26 protein-coding genes are annotated in these 21,066 nt (G+C 50.4%); 4 read left to right on the top strand and 22 right to left on the bottom strand.

Going from position 1 to position 21,066, the window contains the following annotated elements:
• Positions 1 to 19: 19 nt before the first annotated feature.
• The 21 genes from QQL62_RS01780 to QQL62_RS01680 all read right to left on the bottom strand — a co-directional run bounded on the left by QQL62_RS01780 (position 20) and on the right by QQL62_RS01680 (position 17,475).
• Positions 20 to 757, bottom strand: coding sequence for a DUF2793 domain-containing protein (locus QQL62_RS01780; RefSeq protein ID WP_284375599.1), 738 nt, complete (start codon positions 755 to 757; stop codon positions 20 to 22).
• Positions 750 to 4,673, bottom strand: coding sequence for a baseplate multidomain protein megatron (locus tag QQL62_RS01775; protein WP_284375597.1), 3,924 nt, complete (start codon positions 4,671 to 4,673; stop codon positions 750 to 752). The genes QQL62_RS01780 and QQL62_RS01775 overlap by 8 nt, the downstream gene beginning before the upstream one ends.
• Entirely contained in the window at positions 4,661 to 5,125 is a 465-nt protein-coding gene (locus tag QQL62_RS01770) for a C40 family peptidase (protein ID WP_284375595.1), read from the bottom strand. Before QQL62_RS01770 ends, QQL62_RS01775 begins: the two co-directional genes overlap by 13 nt.
• Positions 5,125 to 6,003 carry a DUF2163 domain-containing protein gene (locus QQL62_RS01765; protein WP_284375593.1) on the bottom strand — a complete coding sequence of 293 codons (879 nt, stop codon included), beginning with the start codon at positions 6,001 to 6,003 and terminating at the stop codon, positions 5,125 to 5,127. The genes QQL62_RS01770 and QQL62_RS01765 overlap by 1 nt, the downstream gene beginning before the upstream one ends.
• A complete protein-coding gene (locus QQL62_RS01760) occupies positions 6,003 to 6,635 on the bottom strand; it encodes a DUF2460 domain-containing protein (protein WP_284375591.1) in 633 nt (210 codons plus the stop codon). The genes QQL62_RS01765 and QQL62_RS01760 overlap by 1 nt, the downstream gene beginning before the upstream one ends.
• Before the next feature lie 9 nt (positions 6,636 to 6,644).
• Positions 6,645 to 7,304, bottom strand: coding sequence for a phage tail tape measure protein (locus tag QQL62_RS01755; RefSeq protein WP_284375589.1), 660 nt, complete (start codon positions 7,302 to 7,304; stop codon positions 6,645 to 6,647).
• Positions 7,297 to 7,503, bottom strand: coding sequence for a rcc01693 family protein (locus tag QQL62_RS01750; protein ID WP_284375587.1), 207 nt, complete (start codon positions 7,501 to 7,503; stop codon positions 7,297 to 7,299). The genes QQL62_RS01755 and QQL62_RS01750 overlap by 8 nt, the downstream gene beginning before the upstream one ends.
• Complete coding sequence (locus tag QQL62_RS01745) at positions 7,500 to 7,814, bottom strand: gene transfer agent family protein (protein WP_284375585.1); 315 nt, start codon at positions 7,812 to 7,814, stop codon at positions 7,500 to 7,502. Before QQL62_RS01745 ends, QQL62_RS01750 begins: the two co-directional genes overlap by 4 nt.
• The gene (locus QQL62_RS01740) at positions 7,814 to 8,227 is read right to left on the bottom strand and encodes a phage major tail protein, TP901-1 family (protein ID WP_284375583.1); all 414 of its coding nucleotides are present in this window, start codon (positions 8,225 to 8,227) and stop codon (positions 7,814 to 7,816) included. Before QQL62_RS01740 ends, QQL62_RS01745 begins: the two co-directional genes overlap by 1 nt.
• Before the next feature lie 14 nt (positions 8,228 to 8,241).
• Complete coding sequence (locus tag QQL62_RS01735) at positions 8,242 to 8,652, bottom strand: DUF3168 domain-containing protein (RefSeq protein WP_284375581.1); 411 nt, start codon at positions 8,650 to 8,652, stop codon at positions 8,242 to 8,244.
• Positions 8,649 to 8,984 carry a head-tail adaptor protein gene (locus QQL62_RS01730; RefSeq protein WP_284375579.1) on the bottom strand — a complete coding sequence of 112 codons (336 nt, stop codon included), beginning with the start codon at positions 8,982 to 8,984 and terminating at the stop codon, positions 8,649 to 8,651. Before QQL62_RS01730 ends, QQL62_RS01735 begins: the two co-directional genes overlap by 4 nt.
• On the bottom strand, positions 8,974 to 9,579 hold the full coding sequence (locus tag QQL62_RS01725) for a head-tail connector protein (protein ID WP_284375577.1): 606 nt from the start codon (positions 9,577 to 9,579) through the stop codon (positions 8,974 to 8,976). The genes QQL62_RS01730 and QQL62_RS01725 overlap by 11 nt, the downstream gene beginning before the upstream one ends.
• A 147-nt stretch (positions 9,580 to 9,726) precedes the next feature.
• A complete protein-coding gene (locus tag QQL62_RS01720; protein WP_284375575.1) occupies positions 9,727 to 10,926 on the bottom strand; it encodes a phage major capsid protein in 1,200 nt (399 codons plus the stop codon).
• Between the two features lie 39 nt (positions 10,927 to 10,965).
• Positions 10,966 to 11,520: an HK97 family phage prohead protease gene (locus QQL62_RS01715; protein WP_284375573.1), complete on the bottom strand. Its 555-nt coding sequence runs from the start codon at positions 11,518 to 11,520 to the stop codon at positions 10,966 to 10,968.
• A gap of 62 nt (positions 11,521 to 11,582) precedes the next feature.
• Positions 11,583 to 11,825: a GTA head formation protein, RCAP_rcc01685 family gene (locus QQL62_RS01710; protein ID WP_284375571.1), complete on the bottom strand. Its 243-nt coding sequence runs from the start codon at positions 11,823 to 11,825 to the stop codon at positions 11,583 to 11,585.
• On the bottom strand, positions 11,822 to 12,997 hold the full coding sequence (locus QQL62_RS01705; RefSeq protein ID WP_284375569.1) for a phage portal protein: 1,176 nt from the start codon (positions 12,995 to 12,997) through the stop codon (positions 11,822 to 11,824). Before QQL62_RS01705 ends, QQL62_RS01710 begins: the two co-directional genes overlap by 4 nt.
• A 14-nt stretch (positions 12,998 to 13,011) precedes the next feature.
• Positions 13,012 to 14,259 carry a DNA-packaging protein gene (locus tag QQL62_RS01700; protein WP_284375566.1) on the bottom strand — a complete coding sequence of 416 codons (1,248 nt, stop codon included), beginning with the start codon at positions 14,257 to 14,259 and terminating at the stop codon, positions 13,012 to 13,014.
• A 28-nt stretch (positions 14,260 to 14,287) separates the two neighbouring features.
• Positions 14,288 to 14,629: a hypothetical protein gene (locus tag QQL62_RS01695; RefSeq protein ID WP_284375564.1), complete on the bottom strand. Its 342-nt coding sequence runs from the start codon at positions 14,627 to 14,629 to the stop codon at positions 14,288 to 14,290.
• A 200-nt stretch (positions 14,630 to 14,829) separates the two neighbouring features.
• Entirely contained in the window at positions 14,830 to 15,840 is a 1,011-nt protein-coding gene (mltG, locus tag QQL62_RS01690) for an endolytic transglycosylase MltG (RefSeq protein WP_284375561.1), read from the bottom strand.
• Position 15,841: 1 nt separating this feature from the next.
• A complete protein-coding gene (gene fabF, locus QQL62_RS01685; RefSeq protein WP_284377172.1) occupies positions 15,842 to 17,098 on the bottom strand; it encodes a beta-ketoacyl-ACP synthase II in 1,257 nt (418 codons plus the stop codon).
• 143 nt (positions 17,099 to 17,241) lie between these two features.
• Positions 17,242 to 17,475, bottom strand: coding sequence for an acyl carrier protein (locus QQL62_RS01680; RefSeq protein WP_284375560.1), 234 nt, complete (start codon positions 17,473 to 17,475; stop codon positions 17,242 to 17,244).
• Between the two features lie 415 nt (positions 17,476 to 17,890).
• Here QQL62_RS01680 and QQL62_RS01675 point away from each other — a divergent pair, with 415 nt between their 5' ends.
• Genes QQL62_RS01675 through QQL62_RS01665 form a run of 3 tightly spaced genes read left to right on the top strand, consistent with a single transcriptional unit; the run spans position 17,891 to position 19,500 of the window.
• The gene (locus tag QQL62_RS01675; RefSeq protein WP_284375558.1) at positions 17,891 to 18,400 is read left to right on the top strand and encodes a phage tail protein; all 510 of its coding nucleotides are present in this window, start codon (positions 17,891 to 17,893) and stop codon (positions 18,398 to 18,400) included.
• Positions 18,401 to 18,443: 43 nt separating this feature from the next.
• Positions 18,444 to 18,956 (top strand): phage tail protein, encoded by a 513-nt coding sequence (locus QQL62_RS01670; RefSeq protein ID WP_284375557.1) that lies wholly within the window; start codon positions 18,444 to 18,446, stop codon positions 18,954 to 18,956.
• Between the two features lie 34 nt (positions 18,957 to 18,990).
• On the top strand, positions 18,991 to 19,500 hold the full coding sequence (locus QQL62_RS01665) for a phage tail protein (RefSeq protein ID WP_284375555.1): 510 nt from the start codon (positions 18,991 to 18,993) through the stop codon (positions 19,498 to 19,500).
• A gap of 29 nt (positions 19,501 to 19,529) precedes the next feature.
• Here QQL62_RS01665 and QQL62_RS01660 read toward each other — a convergent pair whose 3' ends face one another.
• Complete coding sequence (locus QQL62_RS01660) at positions 19,530 to 20,081, bottom strand: pseudouridine synthase (RefSeq protein WP_284375553.1); 552 nt, start codon at positions 20,079 to 20,081, stop codon at positions 19,530 to 19,532.
• A 109-nt stretch (positions 20,082 to 20,190) separates the two neighbouring features.
• Here QQL62_RS01660 and QQL62_RS01655 point away from each other — a divergent pair, with 109 nt between their 5' ends.
• Positions 20,191 to 21,063, top strand: coding sequence for a metallophosphoesterase (locus tag QQL62_RS01655; RefSeq protein ID WP_284375551.1), 873 nt, complete (start codon positions 20,191 to 20,193; stop codon positions 21,061 to 21,063).
• Positions 21,064 to 21,066 lie beyond the last annotated feature (3 nt).

The following is a 21,066-nucleotide window of genomic DNA, read 5'->3' as shown; positions in this document are numbered from 1 at the left end:
ACCACCACAAGGCGCCAGACTAAACCGCCGAGGGCCACTCGAATGTCAGGCAATGCAGGGCAATACTAACGCGACCGCTAACAAATTGACCGCTGGTTGGCTGCAAGCGCAGAGAATTCGATGTGCGATAATAGTACATTTTCTGCGCAATGCTGGCAAAATCAGTGGCATTCAAAGACAGGCTACGGCCAGACCCATAACGTGAGCCATCCCAGCTAAGGCCCAGCCTCCAATCAGTCGCGCCGTCCGTGATTATTTCCTCGGTTACACGGGTGGTCACCGCCAAGACATAACAGCTGTCTGGAATAACATTCGACGTATCGCTGTGCGCGCCCGCAGATAGTACCTGATCTACTTCGATAATGCGTGATCGTGTCGCTGCACCAAATACGCCGGTATTCAACAACTCATTTCCACCAATAGTCGCCGAAACCCAAACACCGCCAAGGAAGGTCATCTCGCTGGATTGATCAATTACCCATGCTCGCCAGCCATCTTTAGGCGCAATAAAAACCCACCCACCGTTTGAGAATACCGCCAGCATACCTTCTTGCCCGGCCCAAGCAGCAACGGCGCCTGGCGCGACCCCATACAGTGCACCCTCGTTTGGCGATACAGGCGGTTGGTTCTCCGAAATGCTCTCCAGTCGCATTTGCACCATCGCATCCAAACGCGTGATAGCTTCGTTTACGGTTACATGTTTTTGCGCTTGCGAAGCCTGTAATAGTGGCAAACCAAATTCATTTGTCTCAAACATTTATTTCAATCCTTGTTGTTGGCCCAGCGCCATAAATATCTGACACTTGGCATACTAAAAATTCTATTCCGCCACTAACGCCGTCTGTTGTTTGCATTGAGACATCATAATCAAAATGCGCGGCCCCTAACGTTTCCTCGCGTAAAACCATCCCCCCTTGAACCACCTGTACCTGATAGGTTTCATTGTCCTCAACCAAGGGAACTTCTTTGGCATTCCAGTAATCCCCGAACTGCCGCGTCCGCCTGATCCAACTGAGCGCGATGTCACCATTGCCTTGCAGCGCAGCGCGCAAATGGACCGGCGAGAAAGGCCGCAAACCAGTTCCCTGCGGAGCAACCACATACTCATCATAACTCTCGTCTGAATGGGCCTTAGCGGCTGGGCCGATCCGGTAGCTTCTTGGTACCAATATTTGAGCCTCACTGACAGAAAGCTGGCCAATGTTATCGTCCAAGAATACCAATTGGCTACCAGCGGGATAACTGTCTGGTATATAGGCATCGGTGCCTAGTTGGCCGCGAAGAAGCCGTGACAGCGTATAGCTACCATCCGCGTTCAAAACAGCGTTTGCGAATTGGAAGACCTCCCATTCGTCATCTTCCTGTGCGCGAATTGCCACAGCATTTTTGCCATCAAATACCTGCGCATCACTTACAGATGCCAAGGCACCATTGCTAATCGAGACATCCATAGAAACACGTGACCAATAATGTGCATTTGCCTTTTTCAGCGGCTCCAAAGTTGTACCAAAAATGGATGCACGGTTGGCGACATATTCTAACTCATAGGCCACACCATCTCCAGCAGAATAGACCGCCACTTGACCAGGCCAGGGATTGGCGCTGATGGCGACATAGGGCGCAGAACCGGAGGCCTGTGCCGAAAGTTGCGGCAAATTCAATATCTCGCCATAAACCGATGCCGGCACCAAGACCTCTGGCAAGGTCGAGCGGGTATTGCTGATCGTTTTGGGAAGAGTTTTAAACAGATCAACACGTGACGCCTCGATCACGCGCACCCCCTGCTCTTCGATACCTTCAATCCGAAACTCTGCAGGGGAAACCGCACCTGCGATACTGAAAACGTCTCCGACCTGAATTTCCGTTTGAGAAGGCGGCACCGTGAACGTTATCTTTTCGCGTCCCTGGCGCATTTCCGATAACAAATCTTTGGCTACGCTATGGGCTTGGTTATTGGACAGTACAACCGGAAGTTCCACCTTGGAAACCGTTGGCGATCCCGCGCTTGTAGTTTGCGCATCAACCTGTGCGTATTGATAATTCTGATCGGGATTCCAAAAACTTAGGAACAATTGATCTGGCATCGAGACATTAGAGTTACGTGTCAGTTGGAAAGCCTCGGTCTTGCTATCATCCACAACAAACCCCTGCGCATCCAACACCCAATTCTTAGCCATTGGCAACATCTGAAATACCAACACGCCTTCAACCTCGACACAGTTGAAATTATAGGCGGTCATCAAGGCTTCAAGACTGCTGCGCGCTGTTTGCGTTGACGAGATCGTAAAGCCGGTTACCATCCGAGTTAGGGACGATACATCATAGGATGTGACCCCTGCATATTCACAAATTTCGGCGACCAGCGCTGATAATTCGGTTCCCCCCATTCGACCAGATACCCAATGCCCAAGCTCAAAATTCTCGCCATCGGACCATGTGCTGGTACGCATAGGAAAATCAGGCCAAGGTCGCGCATCCCAAGCCCATATATGAGTACGACTAACGTCGATCATCGGCCCATTGTAGACCTTAGACACAGGATTGTTCGTTTCATCCCCCCAATAGGACAAAACTGACTTAATCGCGATTGATTGAATGTCAGGATCATGGGATCTATTTGAAAAATATGGCGCAGAAGACTCAGATGATTTTGGATCAACAAACACATTTGGCTGGTTGGTTGCCTTGTCTACCGCAGGGAACCCCAACTCGGTAAACCAGATGGGTTTTCCCTGTGGCTCCCAGCTGGTTTTCTCCGCGCTTTTCACTCCCCCTATTCGGTCATAGTGATAATTGCCCCACCAGTTTCGAATATCCTTATAGCGATAGGTCCACGGCTCCTGATACGCACCATCTGTAATGGGGGTACGGATCTGAGATTCTCGATCTAGATCAGAGCCATAGTACCAATCAAACCCCTCGCCGCCTTCGATATTGTCCATCAAATACTGTTGGTTGTAAATTTCACCATAGGCTTCGTCTTGATGCCCAGGGGTATCTCGCCAATCGGACAAGGGCATATAGTTGTCGATGCCAACAAAATCGATATTCTCATGCGCCCATAGTTGATCAAGATTATAAAACACATCCCCCGATCCATCAGCTGGATGATATCCGAAATATTCCGACCAATCAGCGGCATATCCGATTTTAGTGCTTGCACCTAGAATGTTGCGCACATCATCGGCCAACTGCATCAAATGTTGCACAACTGGGAAACCATTGGTTTCATCACGTAGGCGCGTAATCCCGCGCAACTCTGACCCAATGCAAAATGCCTCTACACCACCTGCCAACGCACAAAGATAGGCATTGTGCAAAATAAAGCGCCGATAGGACCATTCTGACGGTCCAGAATATGAAACTTCGCCATTTTCAATGCTAAAGTCTTCAATCCCCGCTGAACCAAAAAATTGATCAACCTCTTGGTGGATCAACGCAGTTTTATCCGTGGTTCCCGCCATATTTGGCGCCACAGAGGCCGTAATGCGCCCCCGCCAGGGGATCGCTGGTTGCTCAGCCCCAAATCCATAGGGATCAGGCAACGCATTTCCGACCTGAATATCCATCAATATAAAGGGATAGAAAACAACTTGCTGTCCTGCGTTGCTGATATGCGAGATCGCCTCTACAATCGATGCATCACAGGGTGTGCCACCAAAAACAGGTCGTTCATCGATCACAGATACCCTCTGTGCTGCGCCACGCGAGACTGGCCCGACGCGCCATGGCATTTCATGTCCATCCGCATTTTTATGCTCAACTTTCGGGCGTAACTCGCACTGGCCGCAGCGCAGATCACTACCAAACCAGCTAACCACCAGAGAAATAGAATTACAGTTGGGCAAATCCGTTTTTAGATCGTCCATCGACAAGGCAAAATCTGTCTTACCCCGATTAGTGTGCACATTCGCAGATTGCGTATTGCCATAGTCACCGCGGTAACTCACGGGTGTGGTCGCCAATGAATATTCACCACTGCCTGGGATCAATGCCACCGCAGGGATCATATCTGTGGCGACTTCGGCATCCACATCTAATGGCTCTGCACGCCTAAATACTTCAAAATTCAGCTGCGGTATTCTGTTGCCAAACTGCTCTAACTGCATCTCGTCAAATACAATATATGCAGTGCCGCGAAATGCAGGTGTGTTTTCAATCCCTTCATGGGCTGAAATTGTCGGGTCCGGCTGCTGATCCGCGGATCCAGTATACACCGTATAACTCAGCGCGCTGCGATCAACCTCTTCACCATCGGCCCAGATGCGCCCGATTTTCACAATCTCTCCCTCGCATAACGCAAAGGCAAGATTCACGGAATAACTATAAGCATTGGTTGTGATCGTCGGTTGGGAATTGAACTTGCCCCCTCCTGAACTTGAACTTGAAACCGCCTCATAGAAATCGCTGGCCCAAATTAATTGACCCGCCACACGGGTTCGCCCTGCCAATCGCGGAATTGCGGCTCCCTCGGCACTACTTTGTAGACGAAAACTATCTATCTGGCCGCTGGCTATTGTTTGATCCCCGACGCCAAATAGGCTTTGGTCAATCACCCCCCCAATCGAGGCCCCAAGAGCCTGCCCAATAGCAGCGGTGGAAATTCCCAAAACAGCCCCACCTACGGAGCCCCCGAGCGCGGCACCCGCCGCAGAAAGTACTAAAGTTGCCATTCATCTATCCTTTTGGGAAATTCAAATTGAGCAACGCACCGGCGTTGCCACGCATGGGTCAAAGGCGTCTCAACGACACCTGTTCGATTTGTACTGTGTATGATATAGGGGGCGCATTGATCATCATGACCAAGCACACCTAGATGCTTCGCAATACTGTTTTCACGCATGCAAAATGCCAAAACTGTCCCAGATTTTGACAAATCAACTGGCAGACGCAACAACCATCTTTCAAGCCCCTCCAGAAGAACCTCTCTACGCGAAACCTCCCCCCAATCAGAAGAATAGGTATAGATTTCACAAGGGTCATCCCCCACCACCTCGCGCCAGATACCACGGATCAACCCCAAGCAATCGGCGCCACCTCCTATAACACTGGCTTGATGTTGATACGGTGTGCCAATCCATGTTCTTGCGACCGAGATTACTTGGTTTGTATCCGCAGCAATCATCAAGAGGTCGAAATTGAATTGGCCGAAGTTGGAAAAGATAAACTCCAATCCTCGCCAGGTACAAAGGGAAAACCTTGGAAGTTTTTGATATTATTAAATTTGGATCCACATGTTTCGGCTTGCTTGTCACATCCTACACTTAGGCGCACAACATCTCCTGCCTGTGGTGCAAAATACAGCTTCTCACTCAGCTCGATGCGCCGTTCGCTGTTGATAATTTGATCACTGCGGATCACCGTTGTGACCGATTGGTTTTCTCCCGATAGGAATGTAGCAGTACCAAAGGAAAACCAATCGCTCTCTAAATCCTCAGCTGGATCCAAGTAGAGAACACTGCGATCCTTAGAACGGCGCAGAGCAAACTCCCGAACCCAGTTTTCGCTGTCCAGCGCAAATTTGCATCCCTTGTCCCCAAGCTGGGCCGAGCATTGCTTCAGATATGTGCGCCCAACGGGGCGATTTAACTGGTCAGAAACACTGCGTAATTCCGCAGAAAAACTACGCGCTCCAATCGTAATTTCGCCCAGTTTTCCCCGGAAAATCATATAGCGCTGCGCCACATCCATCCAATTTACGATCCAGATGTAAACCTCTGCATCGTCATATTTTCCAGCGCCGATATCCGCACTGGTGATCCCATCCGAGCTCAGTGCGCCTGTGGCTTCGGAATTGTCCACATTCAACCCAACTGCGGTTTGTAGCGCGGTGGCATCTAGACCTGATTCCGCTTCAAAGACTGCCCCCTCGAAGGCGAGTGTTTGATCATGATCAGAAAACCCTAGAATCACGCCATCGGTGCGCTGGATTTTCCAACATCGGCAAATCGTTGTGTTTCCGCTTGCTAAATGCGCCTTTAGCGCGTCAGAAATATTGCGCATTATATCCGCACCTCCAACACTGGAACCGAAGGAATTTCGCCAGCTTCGAAACCCGCAGCAGACAACTCTAGCTGATCCGTATCAAAACGCACCGGCACATCAAATTCAAACCCGGCGGAAATCACAGCCGTTTCTGAGGGCGGCTCATGAAAATTCAATAAACCTGTCTTGATATCAAATTCTACATGCTCGCCTTCGAAATATTGTACCCCATCCACAGCACAAACAATCGTCCCCAATACCGGCTTGTCGATCTTACGACAATACTCTTGCCCACCAGATCGATAGGTTTTGCACAGCTGATATGCTGTTGTTGTGCCATCGCCTATCCCAATGACTTGGTCTGCGATCCCAACAGGTTGCGATGTGATCGAGCTCTTGTAGTCGCTCCAATCCTTCCAACGAAACCCATACATGCGCCCGCGGCGCGCCTCAAAAAATGCGATTAGCTTTTGTAAGTCATCTACAGATCTCATGGACACACCAGCATCAAATCTACGCCTAGAATGTGCCCAAGGTGTATTGCGCTCTTCAAAACCACTATCTAACGTCACCACATCGGTACGACGTACGGGCCCGCCAATTGACCCAAAACTCAGATCGCTTGGAAATCTATCCTCGTGAAAGCTCATAATTATCTCCTAGAAATTCCGTCTGCCGCGCTGAATCGCACGGCTAATGCCTGCCGCTACCTGCGCGCGCGATCGTGTGAAACTACTGGCATCTGGGGACGTGATATTCATATTCACTGTCACATTCGATGCGGAGCCCCCCCGCACCCCCAAAGCGCCATCAGAGCCGCGTGCTAGGGGTATGATCGCCTCAGGGCCTGCCTCGCCCATCAGCCCCGTTCCACCCCGCATAGGAAAGGTCGTAGGGCTGCTGACAATCCCCCCCTTGGCAAAGGGTGTAACCCGGCCAGATGAAAACACGCCCCCCTTTTCAAACGGCAGAACGGCTCCGATTGCATTGCTGATCCCCCCAGAGATCAGATCCGTAATCCCCGAGGTCAGCGGCTGAACCGCTTGGTTAAATGTGCTCTGTATCATCGACTGCGCAACGTTGCTCAGCACATCAGACAATTTCGCGCCTTCAAAAACCAAATCAGTAAATGCATTACCCAGTTTGTTAGACAATGATCTAGAGACGCCATCGACTGTTCTTTCGGTTAGGGCCAGGCTGTCCTGCATGCCGCTTAAACCAGATTGAAAGGACTGCGCGACCTGTGTGGTAGCCACAACGCTGTTTTCCAACGCATCCAGCTGGGTCTCTAATGCTTCTATTTCGCTGCTATCAACCATGATCGCTCCTTGTTTCGGTATCGGGATATTTGTGAATAAGAGCCTCTAGCCCACTGCGCGAAAGACCAGCAGATTGCAGATTAGTTTTGCCAAGCTTGATCAACAATTCATGCGGGGTTAAGCGCCAAAATTCATCGGTAGACAGGCCCAGCTGATGCAATCCAAGCCCCATCAGCTCGGGCCAATCCAACTTGCTCATTCAGGTAATCCAAATGTAATTTTCAATAAAAGTCCCGCGGCCTTGGCCGCCCCCAAGGGGCCGCCCTCAACCTCGGCTTTTAATAGATCTGCCTCGCTACCCTGCCATCCAGCCCCGCGAAGTCCCGCAGATAACAGCTGAATCAGATCTTGGGTCTTGAACTTTCCGGTCTCAAACCGCTGCACCATAGACAGCAGGCTATCATCCTTCATCGCACATTCCAGCTCGGCTAAACTACCCAAACTGAGGCGCATCGGGTGGCTAACCCCGTTTAGGGTCAGCGCACATTCACCACGATATGGATTTACCATCAAAGCGCCGCAAACGTAATTTCACCAGCAGACGCGAGCGAAACCTCATAGGTCGCCTCACCCTCATACTGGCCAGCATACTCGATTGAGGTGATCTGAAACGCCCCTTCAATTGTCCCGAAATCAGGGATGATCACCTGACATTCAGGTGTCGTTCCATCAAAGAATAATTGACGCGCGCGCTCGTCGGTGCTGGCATCACGAAAAATACCAGATCCACTGATACTGGCGGATTTCACACCACCTCCGCTCAGCAATTCCCGCCAACCACCTGCACTCTCGATAGAGGTTACATCGATTGTTTGCGCATTGAAGGCAATTCTGCTGGCCCGCAGCCCCGCCAATGTCTCGAATGTACCCGCATTATCCATATCTACTTTAATCAGTAAATCTTTACCATTTTGAGCAGCCATAGGCTTACCTCCTTTTACGTTTCATCAATAAATGCTTTAAAAATCAAATCGATACGCCTGTTAGCTGCACCAGTGCTGCGCCGCGCTTTCGCCGTAACCAATCGAAAGCTGCGCATGTTTCCGCTGCTTAGAACCCAACTCTGCCCAACCAGTAAATCACAGATTCTAGATGCACAGGCCTTGGCGATCAAAAAACCACTTTGGTTGCTGATCACGCTAATTGTTATGTCATGGCGGGTGGAGGTTGACGTATAATCCGATCGATCCAGTGCCTTTTCCTCACCGATCAAAATGTATGTATCAGGTAGCTCACCTGCTGGAACTTCGTCGTATACCGCCCCACCAGCCAATGACCCCAAACCAAGATCATTCGAAAGAATATCAAAAATAGCAGCCTGCAACGCCAAGGTATGCTGAAAGCTCATGATGCCACCTCTTCATGGGCCCAGCACTCCAAATACATCCCAAATGCATCATGCTCGGTTACCGCGTCGATGACATAACAGCGCGTGCCCTCTTTAAACCTCTGGTGTGGGGCTGGGCGCATTGGCGAGCCAACAGGTGCAGAGCGCACGACAATACGCAATCGCACCTGCGAAACATCGCCGGTTTCCAAATCGCGTGTCTGTGCTCCACGTAGAGAAATTTCCCCCCACAGCTCACCCAGAATTATCCAACTATTGGTGAACCCACCCAGGCTATCGCTTTGGTATTGGTTCTCCTCCAAGACCAACTTACGATTAAGATTAACCCCCATGACCGCGCCCCCCTGACAGACGCATCGAACGATGGGGCTCGATCAGGGCCAGCACAGCCATTGGCATCACACCGCTGGGTTCTAGTGCGCCTGTACGGTTTTCATAAAAATGTGCCGCTAACAAGATCACTGCATGCGCAAGGTCATGTGGAAGATCCTCCCACATCGCACCAAAACCCGCCTCGAATGAAATCTCTACTGCACCACCAGTTGGCACCTGTGGCAGGCCTACCCCGGTTGGAACAACCCGTGGCGTTTGACCATCCTTGATCAGTGCATATGCACCGCTATCAACGAGACTGTGCCCTCCGCTTTTGTCAAAGACTGTAATATCCGCAATCGAATTCACAGGTCGAACAGGCAGACATTGGTATTGGCCACTCCGCCAGGCGGTCAAATTCCACGAAAAGTTACGCGTCAGCAAAACAACGCCAAGACGTGCCTCGATGGTTGAAATCGCAGCCCGTAGATAGGCCTCGATTAACGGGTCCTGCAGGTTATCTTCGCCAAACCCTGTGCCCATCCGCAAATGGTTCTTCAAACTATAAAAGGGCAAGGAACCAGACGGAATTGATGTAAGTTCTGTTAGTATCATTAATGTCTCCAAAAAATGGGCGCCCCGCACTCTTGGTCGGAGGGAGGCTGTCAGAAATGCAAAGGGCACCCAACACCCGCAGGCGTACCTGCGGGCTATGATGGGGAGGCAAATGCCTCCCCAGCAATTCGGCCCATAAAGGGTAGTTTAAGAGAGCGAGAACTTCAGCAATTTGATCGCTGCGAAATCACTAACATCGCCACCAACGCGTTTTGTTGCATAGAACAAAACATTGGGCTTCGCGCTAAACGGATCACGTAGGATGCGCATATCAGGGCGCTCTGCAATGGTGTAACCGGCCGCAAAATCACCAAATGCGATTGCGGTAGCGTCTGATGCGATATCTGGCATATCTTCTGCAATTAGAACGGGATAGCCCATCAAGCGCGCAGGTTCACCTGCCGCCAAACCATCAGACCACAAGAAGCGACCATCGGCATCTTTCATCTTGCGCACAGCGCCCGCAGTTTTGGAATTCATCACGAATGTCGCATTGGCTCGGTAACGTGCACCCAGCGAATAAACCAAATCCACAATCGCATCCGCAGGATCAGTGCTGTTGAAATCGCCGTCCAGTCCGGTGGCAACATACCCCAATTGCCCCCATGCCCAGCTGGAATTTTCAACAGATGTATAATCCAAGAAACCGGTTGGCTTATCTACGCCATCACCAGAAATAAATGCCCCACCCTCTGCGCGGCTAAATTTATCAGCAATGCGTGTGGCCAACCAACCCTCTACATCAAATGCGCTGTCATCCAGCAGGCGCTGAGATGCCTTTGGCAACGCAGATAATTCATGCAACGGGATAGAAATACGTTCCATGTTTGGCGTAGCCGTTTCGGCGCTTGGATCCGTTTCAGATGCCCAACCGGCCCCCACATCTGTGGTGTCGACCAATACATCAAAGGCCGTTGCCTCTACTGCCACAACGTTGGCTATGGCACGAATGCTGGCGTTTGATTTCAAAACAGATTGAATTTGCTCTGATGTCTGGGGATCAACCAAATACCCGCCATCGGCAGAAACAGCCGTAGATAGCGCCTTTTCTTCTACATCCAAAGAGCGCATCCCATCATCGTCACCAGAGCGTAGATAAGCGGCGAATGCCTTTTGATGCGGGGCTTCGACTTCGGCGTATTGCGATAGGATTGGGCGTGCGTTTGTCAATGTTTTGCGTTCCATCATAGTTAGTTTTTCTTCCTGAGTTTGAATGCGCGACTTCAATTCTGCGCTTTGCTTGGTAAAATCTTGAATTAATCCGGCCATCTCGGTCTTGACCTCAACACTGGGCAAAATTCCCTTGCGTTGCAGACCGAGCTTGGATTGGTTTTGATCAGTGCTCATTAAAAATATCCTTCAAAGAAAGTTTGGAAAGCGCTGGCATCACGCCAGCAATTCGCGTCTGGCCTGTGCAATTACATCGGCCAAATCACTCGCCAGTTGGGCATCTTGATCTGATGCACCAACCCGCGCCTCTGGAAGCATTGGAAAGGTCACCATCGACACCTCCCAAAGTTCCAATTCATGCAGAATACGCCCACCATTGGCGGCTGGCTCGGCCTTGACCGTGCGATACCCGATAGACAAACCATCAATCGCCCCCGCATCGATCAAGGCCATGGCCTCGCGTCCTGCCTGAATTTCAGTCAGAATACGCCCGCGAACATATAGCCCCGTCGCATCCTCTTTTACCTCGTCCCATACGCCAATTGGGCGCGTTGGATCATGTTGCCACAGCATCTTCACGCTGCGCCCCTTAGCATCTAACCTGTGCAATGATTGGGCATAGGCCCCCTTTGCCACGGTATCACCACCCTGATCCGCAATACCAAACAGGCTAGCATAGCCCTCTATTCTGTTGCCCTCAGTGGATACGTATTCGGCGTCAAACTGATGAAACTTAGTCTCAAGAACACCATCTAAACTATTGTAAATCATATGATTTTCCAGTTATATTGTCATTAAAATCGGCGCAAAGCACCCTGCAAAATCCCCGCGACTTATCCCGCAGAAACTTCAAGAAATGTCATAATTCCACGTGTTAAGATCACCGCGACAACACCGTAAACAGCCAACCAAAGCCGCCGTTCTAATCGCTCAAGGGATGCCTCGATCATACTCAGCCTGCGCTCTAATCCAGCCCAGCGTTCAGCCAGAACCTTCTCATGCGTATCTATACGCGCTGCATTTTCATTGAACGGTTCATAAAGAAACTTGGAACCACCGCTTTCTCTCGCACTCATCCTTGTGCGATCTCTTGCCCCAATCCTAACAGGGCCCGCTTCTCTGAATCGCTCAGGAAATCCGCGTTCGATATCCGTGACCACTGAGCCTCTCGCTCCGTAGCCAGGGCCGGAATGGCGTCCAAATCTGGGCCAAGCGAGAAATCCTCACCCGTAAACTCGCCCAACCAATTTGCAATCGAATGGGACACCTTACTCGCCAACGGCAAAATCGTTTGACGATAAAAGGCCCGATTGGCTTCTTGGAAATTGGAATAGGTATTGTCCCCAGGCAGGCCCAGAACCATCGGTGGCACACCAAAGGCCAAGGCAATCTCGCGCGCCGCACTTTCCTTAGTTTTCTGAAACTCCATGTCCGAAGGGCTAAAGCCCATCTGTTTCCAATCCAGACCACCCTCTAACAACATTGGCCGCCCAGCGTTACGCGCGCCCTGATGATTATTTTCAATCTCGCTAACCAAACGATCATATTGATCGTTCCCCATGGTGGCATGACCATCTACGCCTTTGTAGATAATTGCACCAGACGGACGCGCTGCATTGTCCAATAATGCCTTTGACCAATTTGCCGCCGACGAGTGCACGTCCAATGCGGTTGCGGCCGCCTGAAGCGGAGACAATCCATAATGGTCATCACTTGGGTGAAAGCTCTTGATATGCAAAATAGGCTTAACATGCCCCGTCATATCAAACCGATGCTTTTTAGCCCCAACGGCATATTCATATCCAATAGGCCAGCCATCCTGCCCAGGAATTACCCGCATACGGTCACTGCGTAAAACATACAGCTCTTTTGGCAGACCTTCGTCCGTCTGCGCAGCCTCTAAATAGGCATTCCCTGACAACAACAAATGACCGATCAAGCTTTCCCACAAATCTGCTTGGCCCTGAATTGCGTTTGGCCGTTTCAATAGATCCAACGCAGGGTGCGCAGAAAATACCGAACCATCGCTCTTTAATTTTATAGGAACGGCGGCCACAGCCTCGGCGATCATCTTTACACAGCGAAATCCTACGGGATTGCTGGCAAAACCATTTTTCGTAAGGCTACCCAAATCACGGGGGCTCCAAGCTGGTCGACCCGCGCCGTGAAACGAAACCACCGGTGCAACAGCAGATGCCTTGTGCTCCGCGGGCTCTGCCTTGGCGGATTTTAAAAATTGTAAAACCAATTTACTTTCTCCTATCAATATAATTTGCGCACACGCGGATTGCGTTGTGCACTTGCTGGGGTTACCAATAAATCGGTCAACGCCCAGACCAATGCATCAACGCGATCTGGACTGCCCTTCCCTGTAAATCCCCCAAAGGTCATCTCCACCATTTGATCCTCTAGCGTTCGAAACGCGCCTACGTGATGTATACGCCCCTGCTCGTAAAGGGCGGATATAGGGGCCGCACGCTGGGTCTTGCCGCGGGTGGCATGTACCGCGCGATAAGGGATCAATGCAGACTGTTGACGCAGTACGCTTTCAACCATTTCTCCACCTTGGTTCACCTCGGCCACAATCCGATCCGCGCGATACTCTTCATAGGCCGCCACCGCGACCTCCGCCCATTGATTGGGAGTGGCATTTTCGATCGTCAAATCCGCCAATATATATCCGCGCCAATCCTGAACCGGCCCCTTGGTGCAGGCACCCGCAACGACTATTCCACAGGCATCCGCATTCTCGCCACTGCTGGCAGGGGGATCAACGGCCACAACAACTCGATCCAAATCAGGTGCGTGCTCTAGGCGCATGCTGTCTATTTGCCTTAGGTTCCAAAGTGCGTCAGCATTTGCGGCTAATAACTCGCCATCCAACTCCTGACGCCCTAGGCGCGTCCCCCCATATTGCGCATTCAGTTGCTCATAAAACCGAGGCGCAAGGTTGACCTGATTTGCAGAGGTTGGCGCATGGCTTGCGATGGTGCGATCATCCTCTAAAATTTCACGTAACAGTGATTGGTTTCTTGGTGATGTCGTCACCAGAATCCGTGGATCTTCGCCAAGGCGCAGCGTGAACTGTAACATATCCCAAGCTTCTCTTGCGTTTTTCCATTTCGCCAGCTCATCCAACCATGCCGCATCAAATTGAGGCCCACGCAGAGCCTCGCTGTTAGTCGCTGACATCACCCAAGCCATCGCCCCATTCGGCCAAGTTAAGGTTTTGCGCGATCCATTCCATTCGGGGCGACGATCTGGGGGAGAGCAGGCTAAAATACCACTCTCTCCAAAAACCATCACCTCTCGGGCCTGATCTATGGTCTCTCCAATCAAGGCCACATGCCGGTACTGTCCAGCCTCGGTTGGGGTTTTCCCCTCGACCAATGCACGGATCCATTCAGCCCCTGTGCGGGTCTTGCCCGCTCCACGCCCTCCGATCATCACCCAGGTATACCAATCGCCCTGTGGCTCCACCTGATGCGGCAATGCCCAAAATTCAAACATCCATTGCAGAGCTTGAATGCTGTTTTCATCAAGACTGTTTAGAAATTTCCTGCGTAGATGCGGTTTCAAGCCGATCAAGTTTTTCAAGAATTTCTGCGCAAGCTGCCTCAAAGTCCAACGCGCCATCCCGCGCCTCAGGTTTAACTGGGATCGTTTTTTCAATTTTTAACATCACATCTATAAGTTGAAAGTTGGCTTTTTCGAAATTGCGTAAAAGAACAGATTGATCCGGAATTTTTTGCTCCGGGTCAGGGTTTTTCAAATCATCGATGGCCCGCCTTAATTGTTGCTCATAGGTCTTCAGATTCAAAAGCGCACGTTCCCGAATATACATCAGGCCGTCCACCCCTTGGGGTATTTCAAATGTCATATGGTGTGGGTTCTCTTTGGTTGCCCGACCAAGGCGAATGGGAAAACAGGATCACCCTATCTGCTTACCCACTTCTTCCAGCTTGACTAAATGTATAGCCAAGACCGTTCGCAAAGTCAAGAAAAATCGTTTGCAATCAAAGCACTACAGATTTATCACTTGTTAACAAATTCGGCAAACCTCTTTAAAATAAGGGCAACCTACTGTTTGCCCTCTGCCGCATTGGCTTTGCGCTCGCGCTCGATTTTGCGCCATTTCGCAACGTTGGCATTATGCTCTGCCAAGGTTTTTGCAAAAGCATGCCCCCCTGTGCCATCGGCTACAAAGAACAGATTCTCAGATTCTGCTGGGTTCAAGGCTGCACGGATAGACTCAGCGCCCGGGTTTGCAATCGGCGTTGGCGGTAAGGCGGGAATTATATAGGTGTTGTAATCCGTTTTCTTTAGCAACTCAGATCGGCGAATGCCGCGCCCCAAACTCTTCTCGCCCTTGGTAATGCCATAAATCACCGTGGGATCAGTTTGCAATTTCATGCCCCTGCGCAATCGATTGATAAACACCGCGGCCACTTCTTCGCGCTCTGATGATACTCCAGTTTCTTTTTCGATAATCGAGGCCAAAATCAATGCCTCTTCTTTGGATTTCAAGGGTAGATCAGGCGCACGATTGGCCCAAGCTTCATCCAAGATAACAATCTGCGCCGCCAACATCTTATCCAATATCGCCTGTCGGTCATCCCCATCGGTATAGCCATAGCTGTTAGGTGCCAGATAGCCCTCGGGGGGACGCGTGGTAATTTCCCCAGTTAGGGCCTCTACCCCCATCAAACGATCCACCACCTGATAAGATGAGAACCCCTCTGGAAAAGTCACAAGATCACCAACAGAACGCCCAGAAGTGATCAATGCAAGAACATCACCCATAGTCGCCCCGGCAGGCACAGCGTATTTCCCAAACTTTAGGTTCTGGTCTTGTTTCGAATAACGTGCACTAATACGAAACAACATCGCATTTGAAATGATACCCGCCTTTTCAAGACGATTGGCAACCGGAGTAAACCGATCACCCGCTTTCACCTCAAAACGCGTATCTTCATCCAACGGGCCCTCGGCGCTTAGCTGCCCCTTTGCCCATAAAGACACCCCGCCCATTGCGAAAATCGACAATATCAACAGATTGATAAAATTTGCAGCAATATGACGGGCAAACATCTTAGCGCACTTTTCCAAGAACCAAAGACGCGTTGGTGCCACCAAAGCCAAACGAATTGCAAACAGCGACATTGATCTCGCGCTTAACAGCCTTCAGCGGTGCCAAATCCAGCTTCGCATCAACAGGATCATGCAGGTTCAACGTTGGCGGCGCAACTTGGTCACGGATTGCAAGGATCGAGAAAATAGCCTCAACCGCTCCCGCAGCCCCCAGTAGATGCCCGATAGCAGACTTGGTCGAAGACATTGTCGCATGCTCGGCCTTATCCCCCAACAGGCGCTCAACCGCCGCCAATTCAATTGTATCGGCCATTGTCGATGTACCATGAGCATTGATGTAATCAACCTCGCCCGCATCAATGCCGGCGCGCTCTACTGCGGCCTTCATTGCACGGTATCCACCATCCCCATCAGAGGCAGGTGCTGTGATATGATAGGCATCGCCAGACAGACCATACCCCAAAACCTCGGCATAGATCTTGGCGCCACGCGCCACCGCATGTTCGTATTCTTCCAAAACAACAACACCAGCCCCCTCGCCCATAACAAAACCATCACGGTTTTTATCATAGGGGCGCGAGGCCGCCTTCGGGTCGTCTCGTTTGCTGGTAGACAAGGCCTTACAGGCATTAAATCCAGCGACACCAATTTCACAAATCGGATTTTCTGCCCCACCAGCCAACATCACATCTGCATCCCCATACTGGATCAAACGTGCGGCGTCGCCAATAGCATGGGCACCGGTTGAACAGGCAGTCGCCACCGCATGATTAGGTCCCTTGAACCCGTGACGGATCGCTACTTGGCCAGATACTAAGTTAATCAAGCAACTGGGAATGAAGAACGGGGATACACGACGCGGGCCGCGCTCTTTTAGAGTGATCGAGGTGTCTGCAATCGTTGACAATCCGCCAACGCCAGAGCCTATCATCACACCAGTGCGATAAAATTCATCCTCGGAGCTGGGCTTCCAGCCGCTGTCTTCTACGGCCATGCTCGCTGCTGCTAGACCGTACAAAATAAAATCGTCGACCTTGCGGCGCTCTTTGGGCTCCATCCAATCGTCGGGATTAAACGTACCATCGCTGCCGTCGCCAAATGGGATTTCACAGGCGTAATTGGTCGCAAATTTCTCTGCATCAAATCGCGTAATTGTGCCTGCTGCGTTTTCACCAGCCAATAGGCGCTTCCATGTTTCTTCTACACCACTTGCCAATGGCGATACCATTCCAAGACCTGTAACAACTACTCTGCGCATCATAATCCTCAATTCGCCTTCTTTTGCCACTGTTTACCCAAATCTCATTGTCAGAGCAAGCGAACCAACCCGCAACAAGAGCGATGAGCATAAAAAAACGGCGCACCCAAGGGTACGCCGCGTAAAACTCTATAAAAGCTTGATTAAGAAGCTTCTGTAATGAATTTAACTGCATCACCAAATGATTGGATTGTTTCCGCAGCGTCATCAGGAATTTCGATTCCAAATTCTTCTTCAAATGCCATTACCAATTCAACGGTATCCAAGCTATCAGCGCCAAGATCATCAATGAATGATGCTGTTTCAGAAACTTTGTCTTCATCAACGCCCAAATGGTCGACAACGATTTTTTTCACGCGATCTGCGATGTCGCTCATGATTTATTCCTCTTCGTATCGCGGGTGGCCCGCTGTTAAGAATGCCGCATAAGCGCGACAAGATTCACCCATACGGGCCAGTCACCAAAAAGTCACCTTCTTGGAATTAACTGAGCCGCGCTATAGCATATTGAATCACATTGGCAAATGTTTTTACCAAAATACGCGATTATTCCACCGATCACGCCTATGAATTTAATTCCAGGCAAGCGCGGGCACGATTATAGTTAGTGGATAACAATTCACCCCTCACTCTCCTACAGGTAGATCTAATCCACACGCAAAAAGGTAATTAGAATGCTATTTTTCTACATTAAATTGATATTTCAGTAAGCATTATGATTTCTATTACCTGAAATTGGTTTGCCCAATTCATTTTCTGCCCATGGGGTAATATTTAATACTGGAGAGATATATGGAGCCAACAATAGGACAAATCGAAATGTTCGGCGGAATAATTGCCCCGATGGGGTGGGCCTTTTGCCACGGTCAGCTTCTCAACACAAATTCCAATCCTGCCCTTTTTGCCATAATTGGTACGAAATATGGCGGGGACGGGCAAAGCAAGTTTGCATTGCCAGATCTGCGTGGACGTGTGGCCGTCCACCACGGTCAAGGCCCGAACCTATCACTAAAAACTCAAGGGCAACAAGGTGGGTTAGAAACCGTAAAACTAACAGAAGATCACCTACCCGCCCACAACCACAACGTAATAGCCAGTGGAGCCCGCGCGACCACCACCTCGCCAAACGGGCAATTTCTGGCCATGGAAAAGATTTACCACCAAGACTCTACCCCTTCACCAAAATTGAACAGCAAAACCATCGGACTTGCCGGCAGTAACTCCAGCCACACCAATATACAAGCATCGCTGGTCGTGAATTTCATTATCGCCCTAACGGGTACTTTCCCTGTTCGATCCTAATCCCGACATATTATTCAATCGCTACGTTCAATAGGAAAATTCAATGGACTCTGTATTTTTAGGTCAAATCACGCAATTCGCTGGCGATTTCGCCCCCGAAAACTGGGCATTTTGTGATGGACAAACATTATCCACCAAATCACATGGCGAACTCTTTACCCTACTGAGCAACAGATTTGGAGGCGATGGAATAGATACTTTCGCCCTGCCGGATTTACGCGGGCGCGCAGCAATGCACAGCGGTACCGGACAGGGGCTAGCCCCGCGGCAGGTGGGTGAAAAATCTGGCACAGAAACTGTTACACTAAACCTTAGCCAAATGCCCAGACACAACCACCCGCTTGTGTCCACATGGTTAACGGCCGATAATCAAAATCCAAAAGGTGACGCATTGGCCAGCGCCAGAGTATACACCTCTACGCTCCCTCCAGTCCAAGAATTGGATTCTTTGTCCTTGTCTGAAACTGGGGGCGGTCAAGCGCATGAAAACCAACAGCCCTATTTGGTTACAAACTTTATCATCGCGCTCGCCGGAATCTATCCTTCTCGCACTTAAACCTTTGTTATAATTAAAAATCCGGAGGTTCATCATGGAACCATATATTGGCCAAATTACTATGTTCGCTGGCATCTTTGCCCCCAAGAATTGGGCTTTTTGCGATGGGCAAATTCTACAAATTAGCGATAACCCAGCCCTTTACAGTGTTATCGGTACTAATTTTGGCGGTGATGGGCGAAGCGACTTCGCTCTACCAAATCTACAAGGTAGATTGGCCGTGGGTCAGGGCTTAGGAATTGGATTAGGGTATTATCCATTGGGCGCAAGCTTCGGCAACAATCATGTGGTTTTGAGCAGCAGCGAATTACCAGAACACAGCCACGAGGTATCCGCAAGCGCCACCTTGGCAGATACCGAAATCCCAAACGGGAATACGCTTGCACGCAGTACTATCTTTCACAATGATAGTGTTCCCAATATACATCTGCACTCTGAAAGCATCAGCAGCGAGGGCTATTCAGACGCACACTCCAACGAAATGCCCGCCCTCTGTGTAAACTACGTTATTGCATTGGACGGTATCTATCCACCGCGCAGCTAGTCGGGGCCAGCCGGTCTGGGGCTTGGGTATCATTCTGCGTAGCGCCAAACACCACTGTCCAATTCGTCAATGGTCCAATCGCCCACAGAATAGCGGATCAATCGCAGGGTCGGGAAACCGATCGCGGCAGTCATTCGCCGCACCTGACGATTGCGCCCCTCTGTGATGGTAATCATTAACCAGCTGTCAGGAACAGTCTTGCGAAACCTCACCGGCGGATTTCTAGGCCACAAACCCGCTGGTTCACCGATCAGTTCGATCTCTGCGGGCCGCGTTATACCATCCTTAAGCCGGATTCCCTTGCGCAATTCCTCTAGCTCTGACTCCCTTGGGCTACCTTCGACCTGCGCGACATAGGTTTTGGGCCATTTGTGTTTTGGATTGGCAATTTGCTGCTGTAGGCGCCCATTGTTGGTCAGAACCAACAATCCCTCGCTGTCCTTATCCAAACGACCTGCGGCATAATATTCTGGCACATCTATGTAATTAGAAAGCGTCTCACGCGCACTGCCCTCCAGCCCCTTATCGGTAAACTGGGACAAAACATTGAAGGGCTTATTAAACAGGATGACAGAGCTCATCCCTCGCATCTGCACCTTTAGTGTTCAAATTGCAAGCACCCCATTTAGCTCTTGAATTACACCGGTATTCTGACCACCCTATATTGGATGATATTCAGATAGGCCGATCATGTCTCTGCGAAAAACCGTTAGCGACCCTTTGTTTGCCGGATTGCGGTATTGCGCCCGCCGGTTGGGGCGCATGCCCGCATTTCGGCGCTGGGTGCGAGCCCATTCTCAGGCCCAGCCCGTTACCCACACAGCACAGACATTCTCCCTAGAAAACTGGCCCGCCGAGGCACCTGCTCTGCGCATTGCCTTGCTGAGCGATTTTCATTTTGGGGCACATAGTGATGACCTAACGCGCTTTGAAAAAATTGTAAAAATCACAAACGCCCAAGAACCCGATGTTATTCTCCTATTAGGCGACTTCCTTAACACTCCCCATTTTGGGTCAGACAACATTGATGCACAAACAATCGCGCATATTTTGGGACCCTTAGCCGCACCATTGGGGGTTTGGGCTGTTCTTGGCAATCACGATTGGCGCCATGACGGTGCGGGTATCTGGGCTGCATTGCAGGATCAGAACATCCAAGTTTTAGAGAACGAGGCCGCGACTCTTGAGTATGCGGGTCATCTTGTTTCTTTGGTTGGAATGGGGGATTTTGGAACTAGACCAACCGATTGGAACTCGGCATTGGCAGATGTTTCCCCCCAAGCTGCGATGGTCGTTATGGCCCATGACCCAGCCAGCTTTGCCAGCATGCCAGCGCGCGATGGTATTATGTTTTCAGGACATACCCATGGCGGGCAAGTGCGCCTGCCGTTTTTTGGAGCCCTGGTGAATTCCTCTAAATCGCCCTTATCATGGAGCTATGGGCATGTAGAATTAAATAAGAAACAGCTGTTTGTAACCCGTGGCCTAGGGACATCAATACTGCCAATCCGTTTCAATTGCCCACCCGAAGTTTGCCTAATCACTCTGGATGGCAAAACCTAAAAT

Origin of the sequence: Amylibacter marinus (assembly GCF_030160015.1) — a bacterium.
Classification (GTDB): domain Bacteria; phylum Pseudomonadota; class Alphaproteobacteria; order Rhodobacterales; family Rhodobacteraceae; genus Amylibacter; species Amylibacter marinus.
The sequence above is the reverse complement of the archived record's forward strand: the minus strand, read 5'-3'. Positions and strand labels throughout refer to the sequence as shown.